Annotated in this window: 18 protein-coding genes, 5 tRNA genes and 1 pseudogene; 3 read left to right on the top strand and 21 right to left on the bottom strand. The window is 42.2% G+C overall.

The window, feature by feature from the left end; genetic code table 11:
• Window positions 1-58 precede the first annotated feature (58 nt).
• The 3 genes from VK080_RS03155 to VK080_RS03145 all read right to left on the bottom strand — a co-directional run bounded on the left by VK080_RS03155 (window position 59) and on the right by VK080_RS03145 (window position 2,926).
• A complete protein-coding gene (locus VK080_RS03155; RefSeq protein WP_324223339.1) occupies window positions 59-1,030 on the bottom strand; it encodes an ROK family glucokinase in 972 nt (323 codons plus the stop codon).
• On the bottom strand, window positions 1,030-1,242 hold the full coding sequence (locus tag VK080_RS03150) for a YqgQ family protein (RefSeq protein ID WP_324223338.1): 213 nt from the start codon (window positions 1,240-1,242) through the stop codon (window positions 1,030-1,032). Before VK080_RS03150 ends, VK080_RS03155 begins: the two co-directional genes overlap by 1 nt.
• Window positions 1,243-1,468: 226 nt before the next feature.
• Complete coding sequence (locus VK080_RS03145; protein WP_324223337.1) at window positions 1,469-2,926, bottom strand: spore germination protein; 1,458 nt, start codon at window positions 2,924-2,926, stop codon at window positions 1,469-1,471.
• 179 nt (window positions 2,927-3,105) lie between these two features.
• Here VK080_RS03145 and VK080_RS03140 point away from each other — a divergent pair, with 179 nt between their 5' ends.
• A complete protein-coding gene (locus VK080_RS03140) occupies window positions 3,106-3,969 on the top strand; it encodes a hypothetical protein (protein WP_324223336.1) in 864 nt (287 codons plus the stop codon).
• A 100-nt stretch (window positions 3,970-4,069) separates the two neighbouring features.
• On the opposite strand, the gene VK080_RS03135 is transcribed toward VK080_RS03140, so the two are convergent.
• The 5 genes from VK080_RS03135 to rpmG form a co-directional block, all read right to left on the bottom strand.
• The gene (locus VK080_RS03135; RefSeq protein ID WP_324223335.1) at window positions 4,070-5,629 is read right to left on the bottom strand and encodes a rhomboid family intramembrane serine protease; all 1,560 of its coding nucleotides are present in this window, start codon (window positions 5,627-5,629) and stop codon (window positions 4,070-4,072) included.
• A 484-nt stretch (window positions 5,630-6,113) separates the two neighbouring features.
• Entirely contained in the window at window positions 6,114-6,305 is a 192-nt protein-coding gene (locus VK080_RS03130) for a hypothetical protein (protein ID WP_324223334.1), read from the bottom strand.
• Window positions 6,306-6,369: 64 nt separating this feature from the next.
• The gene (locus VK080_RS03125) at window positions 6,370-7,383 is read right to left on the bottom strand and encodes a ThiF family adenylyltransferase (protein ID WP_324223333.1); all 1,014 of its coding nucleotides are present in this window, start codon (window positions 7,381-7,383) and stop codon (window positions 6,370-6,372) included.
• Window positions 7,384-7,953, bottom strand: a complete 570-nt coding sequence (locus tag VK080_RS03120; RefSeq protein WP_324223332.1) for a 5-formyltetrahydrofolate cyclo-ligase — start codon at window positions 7,951-7,953, stop codon at window positions 7,384-7,386.
• 87 nt (window positions 7,954-8,040) lie between these two features.
• Entirely contained in the window at window positions 8,041-8,190 is a 150-nt protein-coding gene (gene rpmG / locus VK080_RS03115; protein WP_090232185.1) for a 50S ribosomal protein L33, read from the bottom strand.
• Between the two features lie 183 nt (window positions 8,191-8,373).
• On the opposite strand from rpmG, the gene VK080_RS03110 reads away from it, so the two are divergent.
• The gene (locus VK080_RS03110; RefSeq protein WP_324223331.1) at window positions 8,374-8,610 is read left to right on the top strand and encodes a hypothetical protein; all 237 of its coding nucleotides are present in this window, start codon (window positions 8,374-8,376) and stop codon (window positions 8,608-8,610) included.
• A 14-nt stretch (window positions 8,611-8,624) separates the two neighbouring features.
• On the top strand, window positions 8,625-9,173 hold the full coding sequence (locus VK080_RS03105) for a hypothetical protein (protein ID WP_324223330.1): 549 nt from the start codon (window positions 8,625-8,627) through the stop codon (window positions 9,171-9,173).
• Window positions 9,174-9,209: 36 nt separating this feature from the next.
• Here VK080_RS03105 and phoU read toward each other — a convergent pair whose 3' ends face one another.
• From phoU to VK080_RS03040, 13 genes and pseudogenes are all read right to left on the bottom strand, one after another.
• Complete coding sequence (phoU, locus tag VK080_RS03100; protein WP_324223329.1) at window positions 9,210-9,869, bottom strand: phosphate signaling complex protein PhoU; 660 nt, start codon at window positions 9,867-9,869, stop codon at window positions 9,210-9,212.
• 13 nt (window positions 9,870-9,882) lie between these two features.
• On the bottom strand, window positions 9,883-10,704 hold the full coding sequence (pstB, locus tag VK080_RS03095) for a phosphate ABC transporter ATP-binding protein PstB (RefSeq protein WP_324223328.1): 822 nt from the start codon (window positions 10,702-10,704) through the stop codon (window positions 9,883-9,885).
• Between the two features lie 22 nt (window positions 10,705-10,726).
• Window positions 10,727-11,605 (bottom strand): annotated as a pseudogene (pstA, locus tag VK080_RS03090) (phosphate ABC transporter permease PstA).
• 1 nt (window position 11,606) lies between these two features.
• A complete protein-coding gene (gene pstC, locus VK080_RS03085) occupies window positions 11,607-12,533 on the bottom strand; it encodes a phosphate ABC transporter permease subunit PstC (RefSeq protein ID WP_324223327.1) in 927 nt (308 codons plus the stop codon).
• A gap of 248 nt (window positions 12,534-12,781) precedes the next feature.
• On the bottom strand, window positions 12,782-13,777 hold the full coding sequence (locus VK080_RS03080; protein ID WP_324223326.1) for a PstS family phosphate ABC transporter substrate-binding protein: 996 nt from the start codon (window positions 13,775-13,777) through the stop codon (window positions 12,782-12,784).
• Window positions 13,778-14,086: 309 nt separating this feature from the next.
• Entirely contained in the window at window positions 14,087-16,156 is a 2,070-nt protein-coding gene (locus VK080_RS03075) for a penicillin-binding protein 2 (RefSeq protein WP_324223325.1), read from the bottom strand.
• Between the two features lie 426 nt (window positions 16,157-16,582).
• Window positions 16,583-17,854 carry an MFS transporter gene (locus VK080_RS03070; protein WP_324223324.1) on the bottom strand — a complete coding sequence of 424 codons (1,272 nt, stop codon included), beginning with the start codon at window positions 17,852-17,854 and terminating at the stop codon, window positions 16,583-16,585.
• A gap of 189 nt (window positions 17,855-18,043) precedes the next feature.
• Window positions 18,044-18,655: a superoxide dismutase gene (locus VK080_RS03065; RefSeq protein ID WP_324223323.1), complete on the bottom strand. Its 612-nt coding sequence runs from the start codon at window positions 18,653-18,655 to the stop codon at window positions 18,044-18,046.
• Window positions 18,656-19,072: 417 nt separating this feature from the next.
• Window positions 19,073-19,145: transfer RNA gene (locus tag VK080_RS03060), tRNA-Phe, on the bottom strand.
• A 177-nt stretch (window positions 19,146-19,322) separates the two neighbouring features.
• Window positions 19,323-19,415: transfer RNA gene (locus VK080_RS03055), tRNA-Ser, on the bottom strand.
• Window positions 19,416-19,424: 9 nt separating this feature from the next.
• Window positions 19,425-19,501, bottom strand: a tRNA-Ile gene (locus VK080_RS03050).
• 25 nt (window positions 19,502-19,526) lie between these two features.
• Window positions 19,527-19,602 (bottom strand) — tRNA-His (locus VK080_RS03045).
• Between the two features lie 8 nt (window positions 19,603-19,610).
• A tRNA-Met gene (locus VK080_RS03040) sits at window positions 19,611-19,687 on the bottom strand.
• Window positions 19,688-19,751: the final 64 nt, after the last annotated feature.

Below are 19,751 nucleotides of genomic sequence, written 5' to 3'. Positions count from 1 at the left end.
AACTTTAAATAAGATTAGCGAAATGTTATTTTAATAGATTCAGCTCAAAAAGTAAAGCCTAGAATGTCAGGTTTTCCATCTTCTGCTTGACAAGGAATGCTGCACCGATGATGCCTGCATCATTACCTAATTTAGCACTTTTCAATTCACAAACGTTACTGACCCTTGGTAATGCGTACCGATGAAATGCATCTTCAATAAGCTCAATGAATTGTACACCAGCTCTGGACACCCCGCCGCCAATAAGAACTTTGGAGGGGTTAATGATTGTCGCGGCATTTGCTACTGCCAAACCGAGAACATCAGCAGTATATGCAATGATCTCCTTACACGACACGTCACCTTCATCACCAAGCTCGAAAATATCCTTTGCGGTGATACGTCCGGATGCGTTATATCGTGATACAAGCCGGCTTTCAGGATTCTGTTCCATCTTCGCCTTGGCTTGACGGACCATTCCGGTTGCTGAGGCAATGGTTTCAAGGCATCCTCTCCGGCCGCAATTGCACAAAATACCATCCGGATCAACTGTGGTATGGCCTATCTCGCCGGCCATGCCGCTTTCCCCGTTCATGATATCGCCATTGACAATGATACCGCCACCAACCCCTGTGCCAAGCGTAAGGGCAACAAGGTTTTTCGCATTCCCGCCGGCGCCTTTCCAGTTTTCACCTAATACTGCAGCATTCGCGTCATTAGTCACAAATACCGGCAGTTCTGAAACAGTCCGGAGCTCTTCAGACAACGGCGTATTTTTCCAGCCAATATTAACTGCTTCAAAAACATGGCCAGAATCCATGTCAATAAAGCCAGGTGCACCGATGCCAATACCCTCGATGGCCTCTTTGGTCATGTTATTTTGATCAAGACTTGCACTCACGGATTTCCAAATGTCTGAGATGATGGATGTACCGGCATTGGTGCTATTGGTGGGTACTTCCCATTTATCCAGTATATTTCCAATGTTGTCAATTATGCCGATTTTAATCGTTGTACCACCAATGTCAACACCAATAATCATTTTTCCCATCAGGAATTCGCTCCTTTTTCATCACGCAGACGGGCAGCCTCGTCCCTCAACAGCAGCAAAGCCTTCTGATAGTCTTTTGTGTCAATGAATTTGAATTCATACAATTCCTTCACTTCAGTCTCCATTAATTCGAGGTCAGCCACTCTGTCACCGACATATATAATCGTTCCAAATCGTTTCAATAGTTGCCGTATATCATATATCGATTCCATTTTAACCACCATATTTAATTATATCAAAACGGCTCATAATAGTGAATAAGAAAACACGATGTCCGAAGCCAGTCAGAGAATTTTGCTTGGAAAAACACGGATTCGCTTCCTGTGATCAAAGGCCGTAGATAAGACTATCGACGAACCAGCCGATTTCAATCTTGAAATGATACACTGATCACTATACTTTTCCGAACTTATTAATTAAGATCCGGACGCTCAGCGTTTAGCGGTCCGGATCTTTCGGATTTAAAAATACCGGTCTGCGATTTTTCAGTGGAATCGGTGACCTGATGAACACATCCCTGAACGCTCTGTAGGAAAATGGCAGCATCGGCCAAAAATAGGCAATCCGGAAAGACGACATCCGGGTTAAATAAAGGAGCCAGAGCGTAATACCAACCAAATAGCCGATTGCACCAAACATCCCAGTGACGATGAGCAGGAACATCCTGACGAGTCTATTTGCCAGGCTTAGTTCATAACTTGGTGTAGCATATGTTCCAATTGCGGCAATCGAAAGGTAAAGAACGACCTCATACGAAAATAAACCGACTTCCACTGCCACCTGACCAATTAAAATAGCCGCTACCAGGCCGAGTGCTGTGGCCAGGGCAGACGGAATATGAACAGCAGCCAGCCTGAGTATGTCAATACCCAATTCAGCCAGCAGAAATTGCAAAATAAGCGGAACCGTTCCTTCCTCACTCAGACCGATGAACGAAAGATTTGCCGGCAAAAACTCCGGATTGATGGCCAACAAATAGTACAGTGGCAATATAAAAATCGATGCAAATACTGCTACATAACGTACAAACCGCAAATATGCACCGACAAGCGGTTTTTGCCGGTATTCCTCGGCGTGCTGCAAATGGTGCCAAAACGTTGCCGGCGTTATCATCACGCTTGGTGATCCATCGATAATGATCAACACGTGCCCCTCAAATAAATGCGCTGCAGCCGTATCAGGCCTCTCTGTATAGCGGACAGTTGGATATGGATTCCAATGCCGCCCCCCGATATATTCCTCGATTGTTTTTTCCGCCATCGCCAGACCATCCGTATCAATCTTCTGTAATACGGCTTTGGTGTCATCCACACGTTCCTGGTCTGCTATATCCTCCAGATAACAAACCGTGATATCAGTCATGGACCGTCTGCCTATTTGCATATACTCCATCCGCAATGAACGATCCCTGACTCTTCTTCGTATGAGGGCCGTATTAAATACAATCGTTTCCACAAAACCATCCCTGGATCCTCGGACAACTCGCTCAAGATCCGGTTCGTTAGGGGATCTAACCGGATATGTCCGGGCATCGATCATGATCACTTCATCAACGCCCTCAACAACAAGTGCAGCCGGCCCGCCGAGTACAAGGTCTGATGCCTTATTTAAATCCTTTACGTGATCAATTTCAATATAAGGAATATACGTTTTAAAAAGTTTTTCCAGCGGGTCAGGTTCGAGCTGTTCCGGTTCCAGTTTTGCCAGAATCCGCATGATATAATGCATAATCTCGTCTTTGGCAAAACCGTCCACCAGAAATAATGCCATATTCCGGCCTGCATATTCCAGATCAAGATGGATGAGATCAAAACTTTTATCAACTGCCAGCCGTTCCTTAATGTATGACACATTTTTGGAATAGGCGGAAAATAAGGGTTGTTTTTCTTTTTCCATACGCTCACCTTTTTATGGATGTTCACTGATAAGTTCCATCATAGTTTGTGTGAAACAACCCCAACTATACACAAACAGACATAAAGGATTATGACGAATCATACATTCTTTTTGAAAAGACTATTTTTTTCTTATAACACCGCCAATATGAATAACCCCCTAACTAAAGGATGGTCGGGATGAACAAAAGATTGTTACTGCTGATCACTATTCCAATAATCAGTACAGGCCTCTTAATATTCCTGTGGCAAATGGAATCCGCCCCGGTCATCACCTATTTTCCGGAAGATGATCAAACCGGATTTACTGAAACAAGCACCACGCTGGAAATGGTTTCGCAAAAATCAAGGGATTCTTATGAAATGATCTGGACAAGCAAATCTGTCAGTGAACATGAACTGTATTTGCGCCAGGATGCCTCTCTCTTATTTAAAAATGGACAGCTGCTCGGGATCCGGAGTAAATGGAAAGAAAATACAGATACCATTCTAATGAAAGATACATTCAATGGAGAAGACAGCAAATATTTCCAGGTTCTATCATTTCATCATGGGGAGGTTCACTATCCGGATGATGAGATTAAAAGTGTCCATCACATGACATATGATCAGCTGTATGTCATTGATTCTCCTAACACGCCACTCGAATCATTCAAAACACCTGAAACAGATTATGAACATGAATGGTTCGACCTGCTGGATCACACGACACAGCAGCAGCTTGTCTATAACTGGAAACGTTTGTTGGCATATTTCGATATTGACAAAGATGCTTATGATAAAGTACCGTTCACGGATTTGAACAAATTCAACACCGAACCACTGCCCTCTTTTACCCAGAAACAGACAAATCAGATTATGGGCCAACTATGGGAAGGGATTTATAAAAATTACATATTGAGAGCCAAAAATGTCACAGGCAAATCAGTGAGTAGCTATATACCGCTTATATTATTTGATAAGCAACATGACCATTTGATCGTTTTATTTGAATGGAACGGTCAAAAAGAAAAACTCATCCAGCAATACCCGGACGACTTTTAGACAACCTCGAAATTCGCATCGTCTGTTTTTTGCTGACGATATCGTTAAAGCCCCGTCCTGTCATTCAAAACAGAACGGGGCTTATAGCATCTTTTCAGTTTCAGTCTGACCGGCTCCCGGTTATTTGCTCATACAATTGCTTGATATCCTCATCGTCGGAATCCAGCTTATAAGCTTTTTCAATATGCTCGACAGCTTTATCTGCTTCACCATTATTACCATATAAAACGGCTAAATTATAATGTGCTCTTGGAAATGCATTATTCAATTCAACTGCTTTTTCCAAATCCGATATTGCTTTTCCGATACTGTTCAGCTGGATATTAGCGTATGACCGCTGAAACAATAAGTGACTTTCCAATTCATCTTCAATTTGGTCCGCAGTCTCCAGTCCTTTGGTTGCCGTGTCTACAGCTTGTTCGTATTGTTCCTCTGTTATGAGTTGCTCAGCCTTCATTAACTGATAGGAAGGGCTGTTTTTGTTAAAATCCACACCATAGACAACAAGTCCGAAAACAATCAGCAAATATAACACAGAGGCAGAAAATTGGATAATCCATTTCTTTTTCTTCGGCAAATACATGATGGCTGATGCAATAAATCCAGTCATCAAACCGCCCATATGTGCCCCGTTATCAACCTGGGGAACACTCAGTCCAAACACAATATTGATTCCAATGATGATCAGTAAATTCATGCCCATCGTCTGGAAAAAAATTCGTTTATGAATACATCCGAAAAACAACAGGGCACCAAATAAACCGAACAAGGCACCTGAAGCGCCTGCTGACACGTTGGTCGTAAAAGCGAAACTTGCCAACCCTCCTCCAATGCCAGCCAAAAAGTAAATGATCAGAAACCTGAATGAAGCATAGATCCGTTCTACGATCGTACCCAGGTAGTAAATGGCCAGCATATTCATGAATAGATGAACGACGCCAATATGCAGAAACATGGAAGTGATAATCCGCCACCATTCACCATTTTCGATAATAGCCGGGTTATATTTTGCACCAAATTCGATTAATGTTGCCGTCGAGGTGCTGTTGCCGTTCATTTCCAGCAGGAAAAATATCAGGATATTGATAGCCAGCAAAATGTACGTCAGAAAAGGCTTACCATATGAGAAAATCTCATGGAATTCTTTCTCCTTCCGTTTCAACTGTCCGGCTAATTTTCTTCGACAGTTATGTACCGCCGCTTCTTTATCAGCTTCAGAAAGATTTTCATCCGACAGCTGAAATGTGCTTCCAACACCATTCTGTAATCTTGCCAGTTCTTCTTCTTTTTCGTTTTCAGATAAATAATACACCTTCATGTTGATTGGATTTTTTTCCTTTAATTGCATCGGCTTTTTCAGGATGTCCCAATCGTCAACAGGGGCATATTCAGCAAAGTAGACATTATGTATTTCGATATGCTTTCCCCGTAAATGCCGCTTGATGGCTTTTACTTTCTGAAAAACCTGTCCGATATCCTGTTTTAAATGATTTTTCCAGTCAAAACCGCCATGAAACAAACGGACAACGCTTGATGTTTTGCCTTGCTTTTTTTCCAGCCAAATTTCTTCATCTTTATTGATATGTATTAGTTCGAACCCATCTGTTTCGGTCAAATGACAGGCTAATGTATACATCGTGTAGCTTTCATCCAGGTACATTCATTTTCCCCCTTAGAGCCATGGTACCAAAATTTCTTACATTATCCTATTTTTCTTTTAGTGTGTATCCAAAAAAATACGGTCGGCTAACTTTCTTCCTGTGCGTTAAAATTTGAGCCACTGCTGTTTCAAATAAAAGGAAAGCTCCCGTGAATCAACCTCGCTTATCCAGGAAGCGGGCTTCTCGTGTTTTGTGGTGTCTTTCTGCATTGGCGATTGTCATGGGCGGTTTTAGAAGAAGAACCTCTGTACAACAGGTCATTTATACAGTACCTTTAGAACAACCTCTTTCAATTTAGCAACACGATCCTATTTTATTTTGCGGAAAAGGAGCTTTAAAAATGTTGAAATCCTGATGAACCGAAGCGTATTCCGTTTCGTTTAGCCCAATCAGCTGTATTATAATATTATGAGAAGTATAAATTTGAACAACCTCATTTATGCAAAGAAAAGAAGCTGTTGGTTTAACAGCTTCCTGGAATGATTATTTGACTGTCTGACGTTGAAATAAAGTCGGCATGATTTTCTCGCGGATGGCCGGCATATTCATTGAAATCATGACTGCTGCGCGCCGTAGAAAACTGATTGCCAATAAGGTATTCATAATCCGGTACCGCCACCTGAAAATCACGGCAGCAATTGTCATTATCACTGTAAGAACAGTAAAGACTCTCATTCCTGACACCCTTTTCTCATAATGTGGTATTCATAGTTATCTTCCATTCATAAGAGATTATGCATCAGGAACCGATATATCGATCATACAAGGTTCGTGCCTCAACAGGATCTTCAGTTCCCTGGACGAGAACACGCCCATCCTTAAACATCACAAAATGCGTCCCCTCCCGAATCGACGCTTTTAATAAAAAAGGTGTTCGTTTGATGTTGGCAATTTTTGCTAATTTATTTTCCCATTCCTCAAGGTTAATGTCCGATTTGCGGTGAATCTGGACTGTATCCCGTCCACATAGTACGGTTTCTTCATTTTCCGCTGATTTTTGCAAGGCAGGGAATGAATTTTGCCGGCATACTGGACAGTTTGGATCAGACTCGGCCAGTTTCATATCATAATGACGGTTATGCCATACATCAAATGTTTTTAATGTATGACGCAATGCATGTTGATTCCCGGTCAAATATTTTAATGTTTCCGTCACCTGAAAGGAAGAAACCATATCGACTGCAGGTGAAATAACACCCACCGTATCACACGTCTGGCCACTGCCTTCTCCTTCTTTTGTTATACACCGCAAACAGGGCGTTTTTCCCGGGATAAAAAAAGCAGTCATGCCGCGGGAGCTGACAACGCCGCCATACGAATACGGAATCTGATATTTAAAGCAGGCATCGTTTAAGAGATATCGTGTCGAAAAATTATCAGTGCCATCAAGAACAACGTCTGTATCTTTTATCAGATGATCGATATTTTCAACGGAAACGTTTCCAACAATCGCCTCGATTGTGACCTGACTGTTCATTTTTTCCAATTTGTTTTTCGCCGCAATCGCTTTTGGTAAAAAATGTTTGACGTCTTCTTCATCAAACAGCATCTGTCGCTGTAAATTGCTCATTTCCACATAGTCACGATCAATCAGCCGCAGTTTACCGATTCCTGCACGCACCAGCTGATTGCAGATAACTGTACCCAATGCACCTGCCCCCACCACAAGCGCAGTAGTGTGTGATAATTGTCGCTGTCCGTCATCTCCGATCGGTTCAAATAACATCTGTCTTGAATAACGGGACAGATCCATTTAGAATGCCACCTGCCTTAGAAAGCCTTTTTCTGTTATGATATCATCTACCGGAATGTCATATGGGTCAGCCGGTATTTCCTCAATGATTTGCATAGTCGCCGCCAATGACAGTTTTGTATTCCGGAAATCAGTTAAAAAGCGATCATAATAGCCACCGCCAAAACCGATCCGATAACCTTTCCTGTCAAACAGCAAACCAGGAACAATGAGCAAATCAATTTTATGTTTGGTTAATTTTTCGGTTTTGTGTGGTATTGGTTCTTGCAGATTATAATAGACGACTTCCAACTGGTCATAACTGGTGATGATATAAAAATCAAGTTGGCGTTCTTTTGGGCGGCATTTGGGGACACACACTTTTTTGCCGTACCGCCAAGCTGTTTCAATAATTGGATTTGTATTCCATTCAAACCCATGTGAAATGGTTATGCCAATTATATCAGCCTGTCGCCAGACGTTAGATGTCGTTAGATGCTCTGTGAGTTTCGTTTCAATCTTTTTCTTTTCCGAAGCCGATAAAGCTTTTAATTTCTGAATGATGTCAGTCCGCAGTTTCGTTTTCCCCATTTCATCACCCCAGCCCCATTATAAACATTTACGACAATAATAGAAAGCTCCTGCCACAGAAATGGCAGGAGCGGCGTTATTCGTTCATTACTTCGTCTCACGATGCAATGTGTGTTTTTTCAGTCGTGGACAATATTTCATAAGCTCCAAACGTTCCGGGTTTGTGCGCTTATTTTTTGTCGTAATATAATTGCGGTCACCTGTTTCTGTACAGGCCAATGTAATATTTACGCGCATACCTTTCCCTCCAAACAATAAATAGCAGTTTCACAAAACCTTTTTCATCACTTTTCAGACCCTAATTATAATAGCAGAAGTTCGAAAAATATTCAAGCTGGTGATTTGTTAAATTTTGATTATTTCTCTTTTCGACAATGTATGTTATAACTGTATTGATACACATGAATGGAGGGAAGGAATATGTTTTATACGATAATCGCCGTTATCGTCCTTGCAGTTGTGCTGCTGATTCTGTCGTTTTTTATGAACGATAAATTTGACGATCTGGAAAGTGAATTAGAACAACTTTCGATTTCAACCATGCAGGAAAATTATCAAATGAAGAAAAAAATTAAGGTTCTGGAAGAAGAACTGCTTACAGATGATTTTTCCGATGATACGATACATAAAACCGATAACTATGTTGAAGAGAGATAGGAGTGCGGAGCATTATGAAACAAACTATCCGTTCGTTTGCAATTGGTCTGCTGGCAGCCGGTATCATTATGCTCGGTGCATTTTACTTCGCCGGTGATTCGCAAACTGACGTTGAGGATATAGCGACAGAGGATATGATCGAGGTGATAGAGTCAGAAGGTTACCATGTGTTAACAGATTCTGAGTATATTTCTGTTTCTGTGGATTCAGATAATAATGCTGACGAAAATAATGACAGTGACAATGAAAGTAGTGAAGAACAGGACCAAACTGCGTCGGGTGAAACTGAGACAGATGAAGGCAGCGATAACAACAATGATGAGGAAAACAATTCAGATGAAACGGATGAAAACAAGCCGACAACCTACACGCTGACAGTCGAGTCGGGTATGGCACCATCCAAGATTAGTCAAACACTGGAAGAAAATGATATTATCGATGATTCTGATGCGTTTACAGAATATCTTGAAGATGAAGGTTACGTTGAATTGGTTCAGCTGGGTGAATTTGAACTGTCAAGTGACATGGATCATTACGAAATTGCCGAAACCATTACAAATTAAGCTGTATTGCAAGAAGCAATACAGCTTTTTTTTATATCAATTTAATTTATACGATTGACCTTTAACAAGATATATAATGCTTTCTCCGATATTTGTAATATGATCGGCAAATCGCTCAATGTAGCGGGCGCTGAATGCCATTTGCATAACGTACTGGATTTTTTCCGGATTAGTGGCCGTTTCGTTTAAAATATCATGGATGATCATTTCATATAACTGATCGACCTCGTCGTCCATTTCCGATAATTTGCGGGCTATTGAGATATCATCATATTGGAACGCCCGCATGGCGGTTTGATTCATATCAATTGCCATATCCCGCATGTCTTTAATCCTTGGATGGACTGTCAAACGATGATCCTCCCCAAGATGAAGCGTTGACTTAGCAATATTTTTGGCATTATCAGCCATTCGTTCGATATCAGCCGTTATCTGCAGTGCTATCACCAGCCGCCGCAGATCCGTTGCGACCGGCTGCTGTTTGGCAATGAGTAAAATCGTCTGATCATTGATCGTGTGTTCCTGCTTGTCGACAGCCCTGTCTTTATCGATCACTTCCCTTGCCAGGGTTATATCCTGGTTATACAATGCATCAACTGCTTCACGTAAGGCATTCACCGCCATATTCGATAAGGCCATAATGTCTTCTTTAATATGTTTCAAATCCGTTTCAAACTGCTCTCTGGCAACCATCATAATCCTCTCCTTATTAGCCGAAGCGGCCGGTAATGTAATCCTCTGTACGCTTATCGTCCGGATTGGAGAAAAGTTTATCGGTGTTGCTGTATTCAATGACTTCCCCATTCAGGAAAAATGCTGTTTTATCCGATATTCTGGCTGCTTGCTGCATGTTGTGTGTCACAATGGCAATACTATAATCTTTCTTAAGGGATTGGACAAGTTCCTCAATCTTAGTAGTGGATATCGGGTCCAATGCTGAAGTGGGCTCATCCATCAAGATCACTTCCGGTTCAATAGCCAGACATCTGGCAATGCATAGCCGCTGCTGCTGTCCGCCGGAAAGTCCAAATGCATTTTCATTCAGCCGATCCTTCACTTCATCCCAAAGGGCGGCTTCTTTTAGGCTTTTTTCAACTATCTCATCAAGTACCTTCTTTTTCTTAATACCGTGTATTTTCGGACCGTAGACAACATTTTCATAAATAGATTTTGGAAAAGGGTTCGGATTTTGAAATACCATCCCAACGCTTGTTCTTAAATCTTCTACTTTAAACTTCGGACTGAATATTTCTTTATCATTATATTTAATGCTTCCGCTCATCTTAACGGACGGCACCAACTCAACCATCCGATTCAGCGCCTTAATAAACGTTGATTTGCCGCAGCCGGATGGTCCAATAATCGCTGTCACTTTATTCATGGGGATTTCCAGCTGCACATCGTAAAGTGCCTGGTTATCACCATACCATAAATTAAAATTATCAATTGAATAAATGGATTTCTTCTCTTCCTTATCCGGTTCATTTGTATTGGCGATCGATATCTGTTTGTTCTCAGTTGCATCAGTCATGACAAAACCTCCCGATTAATTACTAATAACGTTTAGAAAATTTGTTCCGTATGAAAATAGCGATAGAATTCATCAGTATTAGGGCTACAAGCAGCACAATAATACCTGCTGAAGCGATAATATGAAACTCTTCCTGCGGCCTGCCGGTCCAATTGTATATTTGGATCGGTAGCACCGTGAAACTGTCCCAGATACTTCCCGGCGTATAGGCGACAAATGACATTGCGCCGATCGTCAATAAGGGTGCCGTCTCACCAATAGCCCGTGATAAAGCCAATATACTGCCGGTCAACATGCCGGGAATTGCTGCTGGTAGTATCACTCGCCGGACTGTCTGCCATTTTGTAGCCCCCATCGCGTAAGACGCCTCATACTGGTTTTGCGGAATGGATCTGATGGCTTCCTATGCTGCCACAACAATAATCGGCATGATTAACAGGCTCATGGTCAGTCCACCGGCAATAACACTCCGGCCCATTTCCAGCAGGCGAACAAAAACTGTCAGACCCAAGAGTCCAAAGACAACAGATGGGACCCCTGCCAAATTTGATATATTCATGCGTATAAAACGCGTAAATTTGTTTTCTTTTGCATATTCCTCAAGATAGATAGCCGTCCCAACACCCAATATTATCGAAACCGGAGCGGTGACAGCCATCACCCAGAGCGTACCGAAAATCGCAGCTTTTATACCGGCTTCTTCGGGGAAACGGGATGCAAAGCTGGTCAAAAATTGCCAATCCAAATAAGGAAGACCTTCTGAAAATACTCGATAAAGCAAGACTGCCAGAACAGCGATTCCAAATGCTGTAGCCAGGAAAAACACCGCCCGCATGATCCGGCCCTTGATGATCCGATTATTCATTTTATTTTGAACCAACTGTTTGTCGACCAAGTTCATATCAGTAATCCTCCTTGAAGCGGCGGGAAATATATTGTGATAGGAGATTCATTATTAGCGTAAATAGGAATAAAGTCATTCCGACTGCATAAATACTGTAATAAGTGGTTGTGCCATAGGAAGCATCACCAAGTACCACCTGCACGATATACCCGGTCATTGTCTGTATCGATTCCGTAACATCCAGCGTAAGTGTTGGTGTTGAGCCGGCAGCAACAGACACAATCATCGTTTCTCCGATAGCCCGTGAAATACCCAACACGAATGATGCAATAATTCCTGATAGTGCTGCGGGAACAACAACCTTCAAAGCCACTTCAAGTCTGGTGGATCCCATGGCCAGCGCACCTTCCCTCATAGAATTGGGCACAGAACTCATGGCATCTTCAGAAAGTGAAGCAATCATCGGAATGATCATGACACCCACAATAATCCCCGGGCTCAGCGCATTAAAAATTGGAAGATCGGGAATGAACACCTGCAGCAGCGGTGTTACAAATGTCAGTGCAAAGAACCCATATACAATTGTCGGAATACCCGCTAATACTTCAAGAATAGGTTTGACAACTTTACGCACTTTTTCAGATGCAAACTCACTCAGATAGATGGCTGACGCCAGTCCGAACGGGATAGCCACGATCATAGCAATCACTGTAATCAGCAGTGTTCCGGAGATTAACGGCAGAATGCCATAGCTCGCATTTTCGCCAAAAGGCCACCATTTTGTCCCCGTTATAAATTCCATGAAAGGGACACGTGTGAAAAACGTAATGGTTTCTATCAGCAATGTGAGAACAATACCGATTGTTGCGAGTATCGATACAATGGAACAAACCAGAAAAAAAGCTGGTGCCGCTTTTTCTGTAAATGTTTGTAAAGAACCCTTGGATTTTTTTTCTTTCATCAATTCTTTAACGTCAACGGCCATAAATATATCCCTCTTTTACATAAAGTGAAACTTCATTCAGCGGGCGTATTTTTCCGCTGAATGGTAGTGAAACTTATCGGGCATGTACGGACTGTGTTACCCGCCGTTTTTTGGCGGTTTACTGTCCGTTCATGCGGGGAAAAATAAGCAAAATAATATAAATATTATGATACAAAAGGCAAGTGAGGAAAGGTATCATGATACACCTCCCCTCACCATTCTTTATGATTTTCTTTTATAGCTCAGGATTATTTTCCGGCAACCTCATCCAGCGTTGACAGCATGTCTTCATATTCACTTTCAGGCTGCGCAACATAGCCTACTGATTCTGCCATTTCACCTGCATTTTCAAGTGCATATTTAGCGAAATTGTAGACTGATTCGTCCTGCAGTGCTTCATGTTTCACATAGATGAATAACGGTCTTGAGAAAGGATTATACTCACCTGATTGAACAGTTTCCGAATCTGGTGCCACCGCTTCACCACTATCGTTAACAATCGGTACTGCTTTCAGTTGATCCGTGTTTTCAGCATAGTAAGCATATCCAAAGTATCCGATAGCATTTGGCGAGCCTGTTACACCTTGTACAAGGACATTGTCATCCTCAGATAATGTGGCATCCTGGCGAAATGATCCTTCTTCTCCCAGTACTACTTCACTAAAGTAATCGGCTGTACCGGAATCCGCGCCCGGGCTGTAAAATTCGATTTCTTCATCCGGCCACTCTTCATTTACATCAGACCATGTTGTGACGTCGCCATCTGCTGACCACATTTGCTTCAATTGGTCAATTGTCAGCTGATCAACCCAGTCATTTTCCTTGTTCACTACAATTGACAGACCGTCAAGTGCTATTTGGAATTCAGTGTATTCAATTCCTGCGTCTTCAAGTGCTTGTATTTCTTCTTCTTTAATCGGACGGGAAGCATTTGAAATGTGCGTTTCACCAGCAGCAAACTTTTCAAAGCCGCCGCCGCTTCCGGAGCTACCAATGCTCACACGAGCATCCGGGTTTTCCGTTTGATATTCTTCAGCTACAGCTTCCATAACTGGGAAGACGGTGGATGATCCATCGACTATAACTTCTGTTTGTTCGCTGGATTCAGCATTTTCTTCACTGCTTCCTCCTTCAGCATTTCCACTCTCTTCTCCATTCTCACTGCCTTCTGTATTGCCGCAAGCTGCCAGCAATACGAGTAAAAATGCCAATGCAAGTGCTGTGAATAATGATCTTGACTTCATTTAAGAGCCCCCTGTTAAGGTGATTTTTTGTCAGGAACAGAATCACGTTTCCCCTCCTGCAATTCTTATCATAACGAATGAGTATTAAGTCCCTATTAATCTAATGTAAAAAGAATGTAAAGTTGATAGATTTATTGAAAAGTCCCCTTCTACCCCTATAATCGTATGAAATACCAAAAAAGGGGCATGATTTTTTTAAAAAGTCATGCCCCTTTTTGCAGTTTGTTTCGATTATAGGGGTGAAGGGGTGTACAACAAAAAAATGCCTGAACACTTTATTAAGCGTTCAGGCAGCTGAATCGTCAGGCTTTATTCTTCTTCATCGTCTTCATTTTCTAATTCAAAATAAGCGTCCAAAATGCCTTTGCCGATTTCATGGTTTATATTATTCCCTTCTCCTACACGCGGTACAATAAGGGCAAAAGCGACTTCCGGATCATCATAGGGTGCGTATCCGACAAGGGACAGATTTTCCGTTGAAGCCTGTAATTCGCCATTTTCATAGATATCATATTCAGCCGTCCCCGTTTTTCCGGCAGCATCATATGGTTTATCGGCAAAATGAGCCGAAGCTGTTCCGTTCGGTTCCTGGAATACACGGCGGAAACCTTCCTGAACACGCTCAATTTCACTGTCGCTCATTTGGACCCGGTTCATAACCTCTGTATTATTGCTTTTATAAACCGGACCAAGACCTTCTTCATGTGGAACGGGATTATGGATACTTTTCATGAAATGCGGCTGTACGCGGTACCCGTCATTGGCAATCGTTGAGACATACTGTGCCAGTTGCATCGTTGTGTAAGTGTCATATTGCCCGATCGCCAGGTCAAGCAGGTTACCTGCCATCGGATTTGTCCCCTGATAGCCGGTTGATTCATACGGAAAGTCCACGCCGGTTGAAACACCCAGGCCGAACTGCCCAAAATAATTGCGCATTTCATCAAAGGCAGCATAATCAATATTAATCGATTTATTGGGCTCATAATTATACTCGCCGGCCATTCGCATGGCAATATAAAACATGTAAACGTTGGATGATTGTTCTAATGCTTCAAGATCATTAACCCACTGAAGGTTTTTCCAAGAGCTTTTTTCCGGCGTACCCTTAATTTTAATAGGTGTATCATAAAACTGCTGTCCAAATTCAATTACCCCTGATTGATAACCTGCCAGCATCGTCGCCCCTTTAATGGATGACCCGGGCGCAGTGGCATTATAGATGGTTGATGTTCCCATATTGGTGAATTCGCCTTCTTCGTGATCATAATGCTGCCCGCTGGCTGCAAGAATTTCACCTGTGTTCGGGTCCATCACCACTGCCATCGCATTTTGCAAATACTTGTTTTCACTTGGACTTTTCTGGATGGCCGTCTCCATTTCTTCACGGATAACCTCATCGACTTTCTGCTGCAGTTCCATATCGACCGTCAGGACCAGGTCTTTTCCGCGCTGCCCTTCAACAACGACCTCCGAATCCACGATCGTTCCGTTTGAATCCGTCGTATATTGAATTTTTTCCTTGCGTCCGCGCAGGACACCTTCGTATTGTTCTTCCAGCCCGCTGTTGCCGACACGGTCATTACGGCTGTACCCTCTCGTCAGGTAATAATCTTCCTGTGCCTGTGGGATTCCCTGTGACTCGGATGTAATGGATCCGGCAAAATCCCTGAATGTTTCGTCATACGGATATTCCCTGTCCCAGTCAGTTGTCGCATTGACACCGGGCAGCTCTTCCAGATGTGCAGAAACACGGGCAAATTCTTTAGGTGTTACATCTTCATTTTTGATCACTTGCGGTGTCAATGCCATAGCTTTATCCATTTCTTTTTTAATAGCAATAACCTCAAGCTGCTGTTTGGAATAATCATCCACCTGGTCTTCATCGATACGGTCAATAATCTCATTATATTGTTCACCATTATCCATTTCCTTGGCTTCAGCTTCTTCCTGTGACAGCAGGCTTTCGGCTTCATCAGTATTTTTCAGGTACCAATATTCTTTTTTATTCCGCAGTGTAATACCTTCCAAATGTTCCTCTGAATCCATTGAAATATATTCCGCTAATTTTTCAGCCACATCCAGCCTGTCTTCCGCTTGTACCCCTTTTTCCGGTGTATATGTTATCGAATACTGGGCATCGTTTCCGACAATCAGATTTCCGTTGCGGTCGTACATTTTGCCGCGGGGAACAGGTATTTCGGTGTAGTCGTTTGTCGTCCGGTCAATTTCAGCCTGAAATGCTTCCCCATTCAAAATCTGAACAACACCTAATTGCAATACCAATATCGAAAACAGTAAAAATACGATGAAAAAGAGTATATTTAAACGCAAAGGCAGTTGGGATTTTTTCTGTTTCTTCTTCTTTTTTAAAACCATACTCCTCACCCTAAACATAAAGTGAAACTCATTCAGTGGGATGTCCTTCCCCCACTGAATGTTAGTTGAACAGAATCGGGCATTTAGGGGCTGTTATGCCCCGTTTTTTTGGGGGATTACAGCCCATTACATGCGGGATAAAGTGAAACTCATTCAGACGGTGTCCTTCCCCCACTGAATCAGGGGAACAAAGGCTAAGTACTCGCGCGTCCTCGAAAAAAGAATGCACTTTTTCTTCGTGCGATGCTTCGTGTCGCAGCTTTCCTTGTCCTGTTGCAACGCCTTTGAGACCTGCATCGTGCAGGCCCGAACAGAATCAGACATTTAGGACAGCTATCCCGCTTTTTTTGGGTTTTCTGTCCGTTACATGCAAAATAATGCTATCCTCTGTATTATACCATTTCCTGACTTGAAATCTAAGAGGTTTCACCGATTTTTTTCATCAGTTACCGGCTCTTTTGTTATGACATCTTTTTTGCCGGAACTCCCCAGATAAATATCCTTAACAAAAAGATAAATAAACACATGTCCAAGGCCAAAAATGGCAAGCAAATATGGAATGATTTTTTCTGCCGGAAATAATGAGATAGCGACTAAAAAAGTGACGATGGACAATACCCGTCCGATATTGACAAATAATTCCCTTACCACAATATATTCAACACGCAGTTCTTTCGCTTTCCACCCTTTTCCGATCACATCATACGTCAGGGAAGCATATGGAACGTTTACAATCGGATAGGCAATACCGATGAGAGCGGCGTAAATCATCAGCTGTATATAACTGATATCAAACAGAATGATGTAAATCGATAAATATAAGATTAACGCACCTGTCAGGATTGCCTTTTTCCGCAGTGACGGTTTTACCCATTTTGTCACGATAAAATAAAAAATAAATGACAATCCTGACAGGAACAAATTAAATATCCCCAAAGCAAATTCACTCTGAGTGGTAATGAAGACCCAAATGGAAATAACGAATAAAAATATTCCTTCCCGGAGCCCCTGTGATATATGAGCATTTAAAACCCTTTTCCAATTTTTGTTATGATTTCTTTCAATTAAAATGCGTTTAAAATGGAACAGCCCCTCTGCCTGGCGTTGCTTCAGAAAAAAACTGCAGACCACTGCACCGATGAAAAGTATGAAGGAGATTGTAAATATAACGCTGTAACCAATGTTCTCCTCCATTGCTGCAATGATGGTACCAGCAAGTAATGGTCCGATCATACCTGCAAAAGATTGCAGCACCCCAAGAAAACCGTTAAAAAAATCCCGTGATTCGGGTTCTGTAATCTCAAATGTGAGCACATTGAAAGCGAGCCAGTAAAACCCATAACCAACACCTAATACACTGCCAAGCATAAAATTGTACGTGGAAGCATCTTCGGCAATAAGTAATACACTCAAAAAAAATAGAGATAAGAAGATTACCCCTAAACGCAGTACAATAACGCGATCAATTTTCTTGGCTATTTTACCTGCCAAAATAAATGAAATCGGCTGGAATAAATAAATTCCCAAATTATAAAAGGCGATCGTTGTATAATCACCAGCCTGTTTCCATAAGTAAATATTCACGAATGTATTGGAAAGGAAAATACTGAGGGAATATAACCCGCCAATCACCAGCAGGAAAATAAGATCCCGGCTTATTTCAATTTTTCCGGCTATATGTTCCAAGGCTTTATGCATATCCATTACTCCTTTTTGTTCATTTATAGTTTGAACAAATTAAGGTCAGATATGCAGTCAAAAGTATATACGGATGCCCTCATCATAATGGGAAAAAGCCGATTCAGCAATGTGTTGAGCATTCAAGCCGGCAATGAAAAAGACACGGGAAAAACCCGTGTCTTCATGAATCAATGTTTAAGTTTCACATTATTTTGCTTCGTTATAATTTTTTGCCACTTGGTCCCAATTGACGACATTCCAGAATGCGGCAACATATTCAGGGCGTTTATTTTGATATTTCAAATAGTAAGCATGCTCCCACACGTCTAGACCTAATATAGGTGTTTTACCTTCCATTAAAGGTGTGTCCTGGTTTGGTGTATCCGTAATTTCCAGTTCACCATTGTTAACAACCAACCATGCCCAGCCGGAGCCAAAACGTCCTTTTGCAGCAGTTTCAAATTCTTCTTTGAATTTTTCAAAGCTTCCAAACGTGCTATTGATTTTATCTGCTAATTCACCTGATGGCTCGCCGCCGCCATTTGGTGACATGACTTTCCAGAAAAGACTATGGTTTGCATGTCCACCGCCATTATTACGGACAGCTGTACGAATCTCTTCAGGCACAGCGTCAAGATTGCCAACCAAGTCCTCAAGTGACTTGTTCTGAAGGTCTGCCTTTCCTTCAAGTGCAGCATTCAGTTTTGTTACGTAAGTATTGTGATGCTTTGTGTGGTGAATATTCATGGTTTCTTTGTCGATGGTAGGTTCTAAAGCATCATATGCATATGGTAGTTCTGGTAGTTCAAATTTTGCCATTTCTAATGTCCTCCTTAATATATCTTATTAAAAGGATTGAAAATTCACCCTTTACATTAAAGGTATCAGAGCCATGATATACATGCAAATTAAATGCATTTTTTCATAATGTAAACAGTAAAATCCCCGTCACCATTAAATATTCCCGTGTTTAATATAAGCCAAACGATCGAAAATGAAAGATTAAAACATTCCTTTTGAAGCGCAAACATCTCGATGGGTATTAAGCCTTGAAATTCGGGATATTAACACTAGTAGCATTGCAAACAAATGTCGCTGCTGGTTGAATGAATCAAGAACTAATCATAAGTGGATTGCAAGGGACGAGATCTCACAAAGGTTATGCAGGTTGTCGCTGAATTACAATTACAAGTGCAACCATACAAAAAAACAAGCTTCAGCGCTTGTTTTGAAAAGTGGCTCGGGACGGAATCGAACCGCCGACACACGGATTTTCAGTCCGTTGCTCTACCGACTGAGCTACCGAGCCGTATGAAGTTTTTCTCTTAATCCGTTCTCGTCTCATGATGTTAGAACTTTACGCAATATGATTTATTGAATTCGTAATATTCGATGACGTATATGCTTCTCACAAGCCCCGTATATGGGATTTTTCTATCGGTTTCTGACATCTGACTTCTAACATCAGATACCTGTTCGTTATGTATGGAGGAGGTAGAGGGATTCGAACCCCCGCGCGGTTTGACCCGCCTGTCGGTTTTCAAGACCGATCCCTTCAGCCAGACTTGGGTATACCTCCAAATATGAGTGGTGGACCCTGCAGGATTCGAACCTGCGACCGATCGGTTATGAGCCGATAGCTCTGACCAGCTGAGCTAAGGGTCCGTATAACAAGCTATAATATGGACTATGGGGCGACCGGTGGGGATCGAACCCACGAATGCCGGAGCCACAATCCGGTGCGTTAACCACTTCGCCACGGCCGCCATATAATTGGTAGCGGCGGAGGGGATCGAACCCACGACCTCACGGGTATGAACCGTACGCTCTCGCCAGCTGAGCTACGCCGCCACGTGGCTCCACAGGCAGGATTCGAACCTGCGACCGATCGGTTAACAGCCGATTGCTCTACCAC

It is taken from the genome of Lentibacillus sp. (genome assembly GCF_035301925.1).
In the GTDB taxonomy this organism is placed as follows: Bacteria; Bacillota; Bacilli; order Bacillales; family Amphibacillaceae; genus Lentibacillus.
Note: the sequence above shows the minus strand (reverse complement) of the source record. Positions and strands in the feature narration are given on the sequence as shown.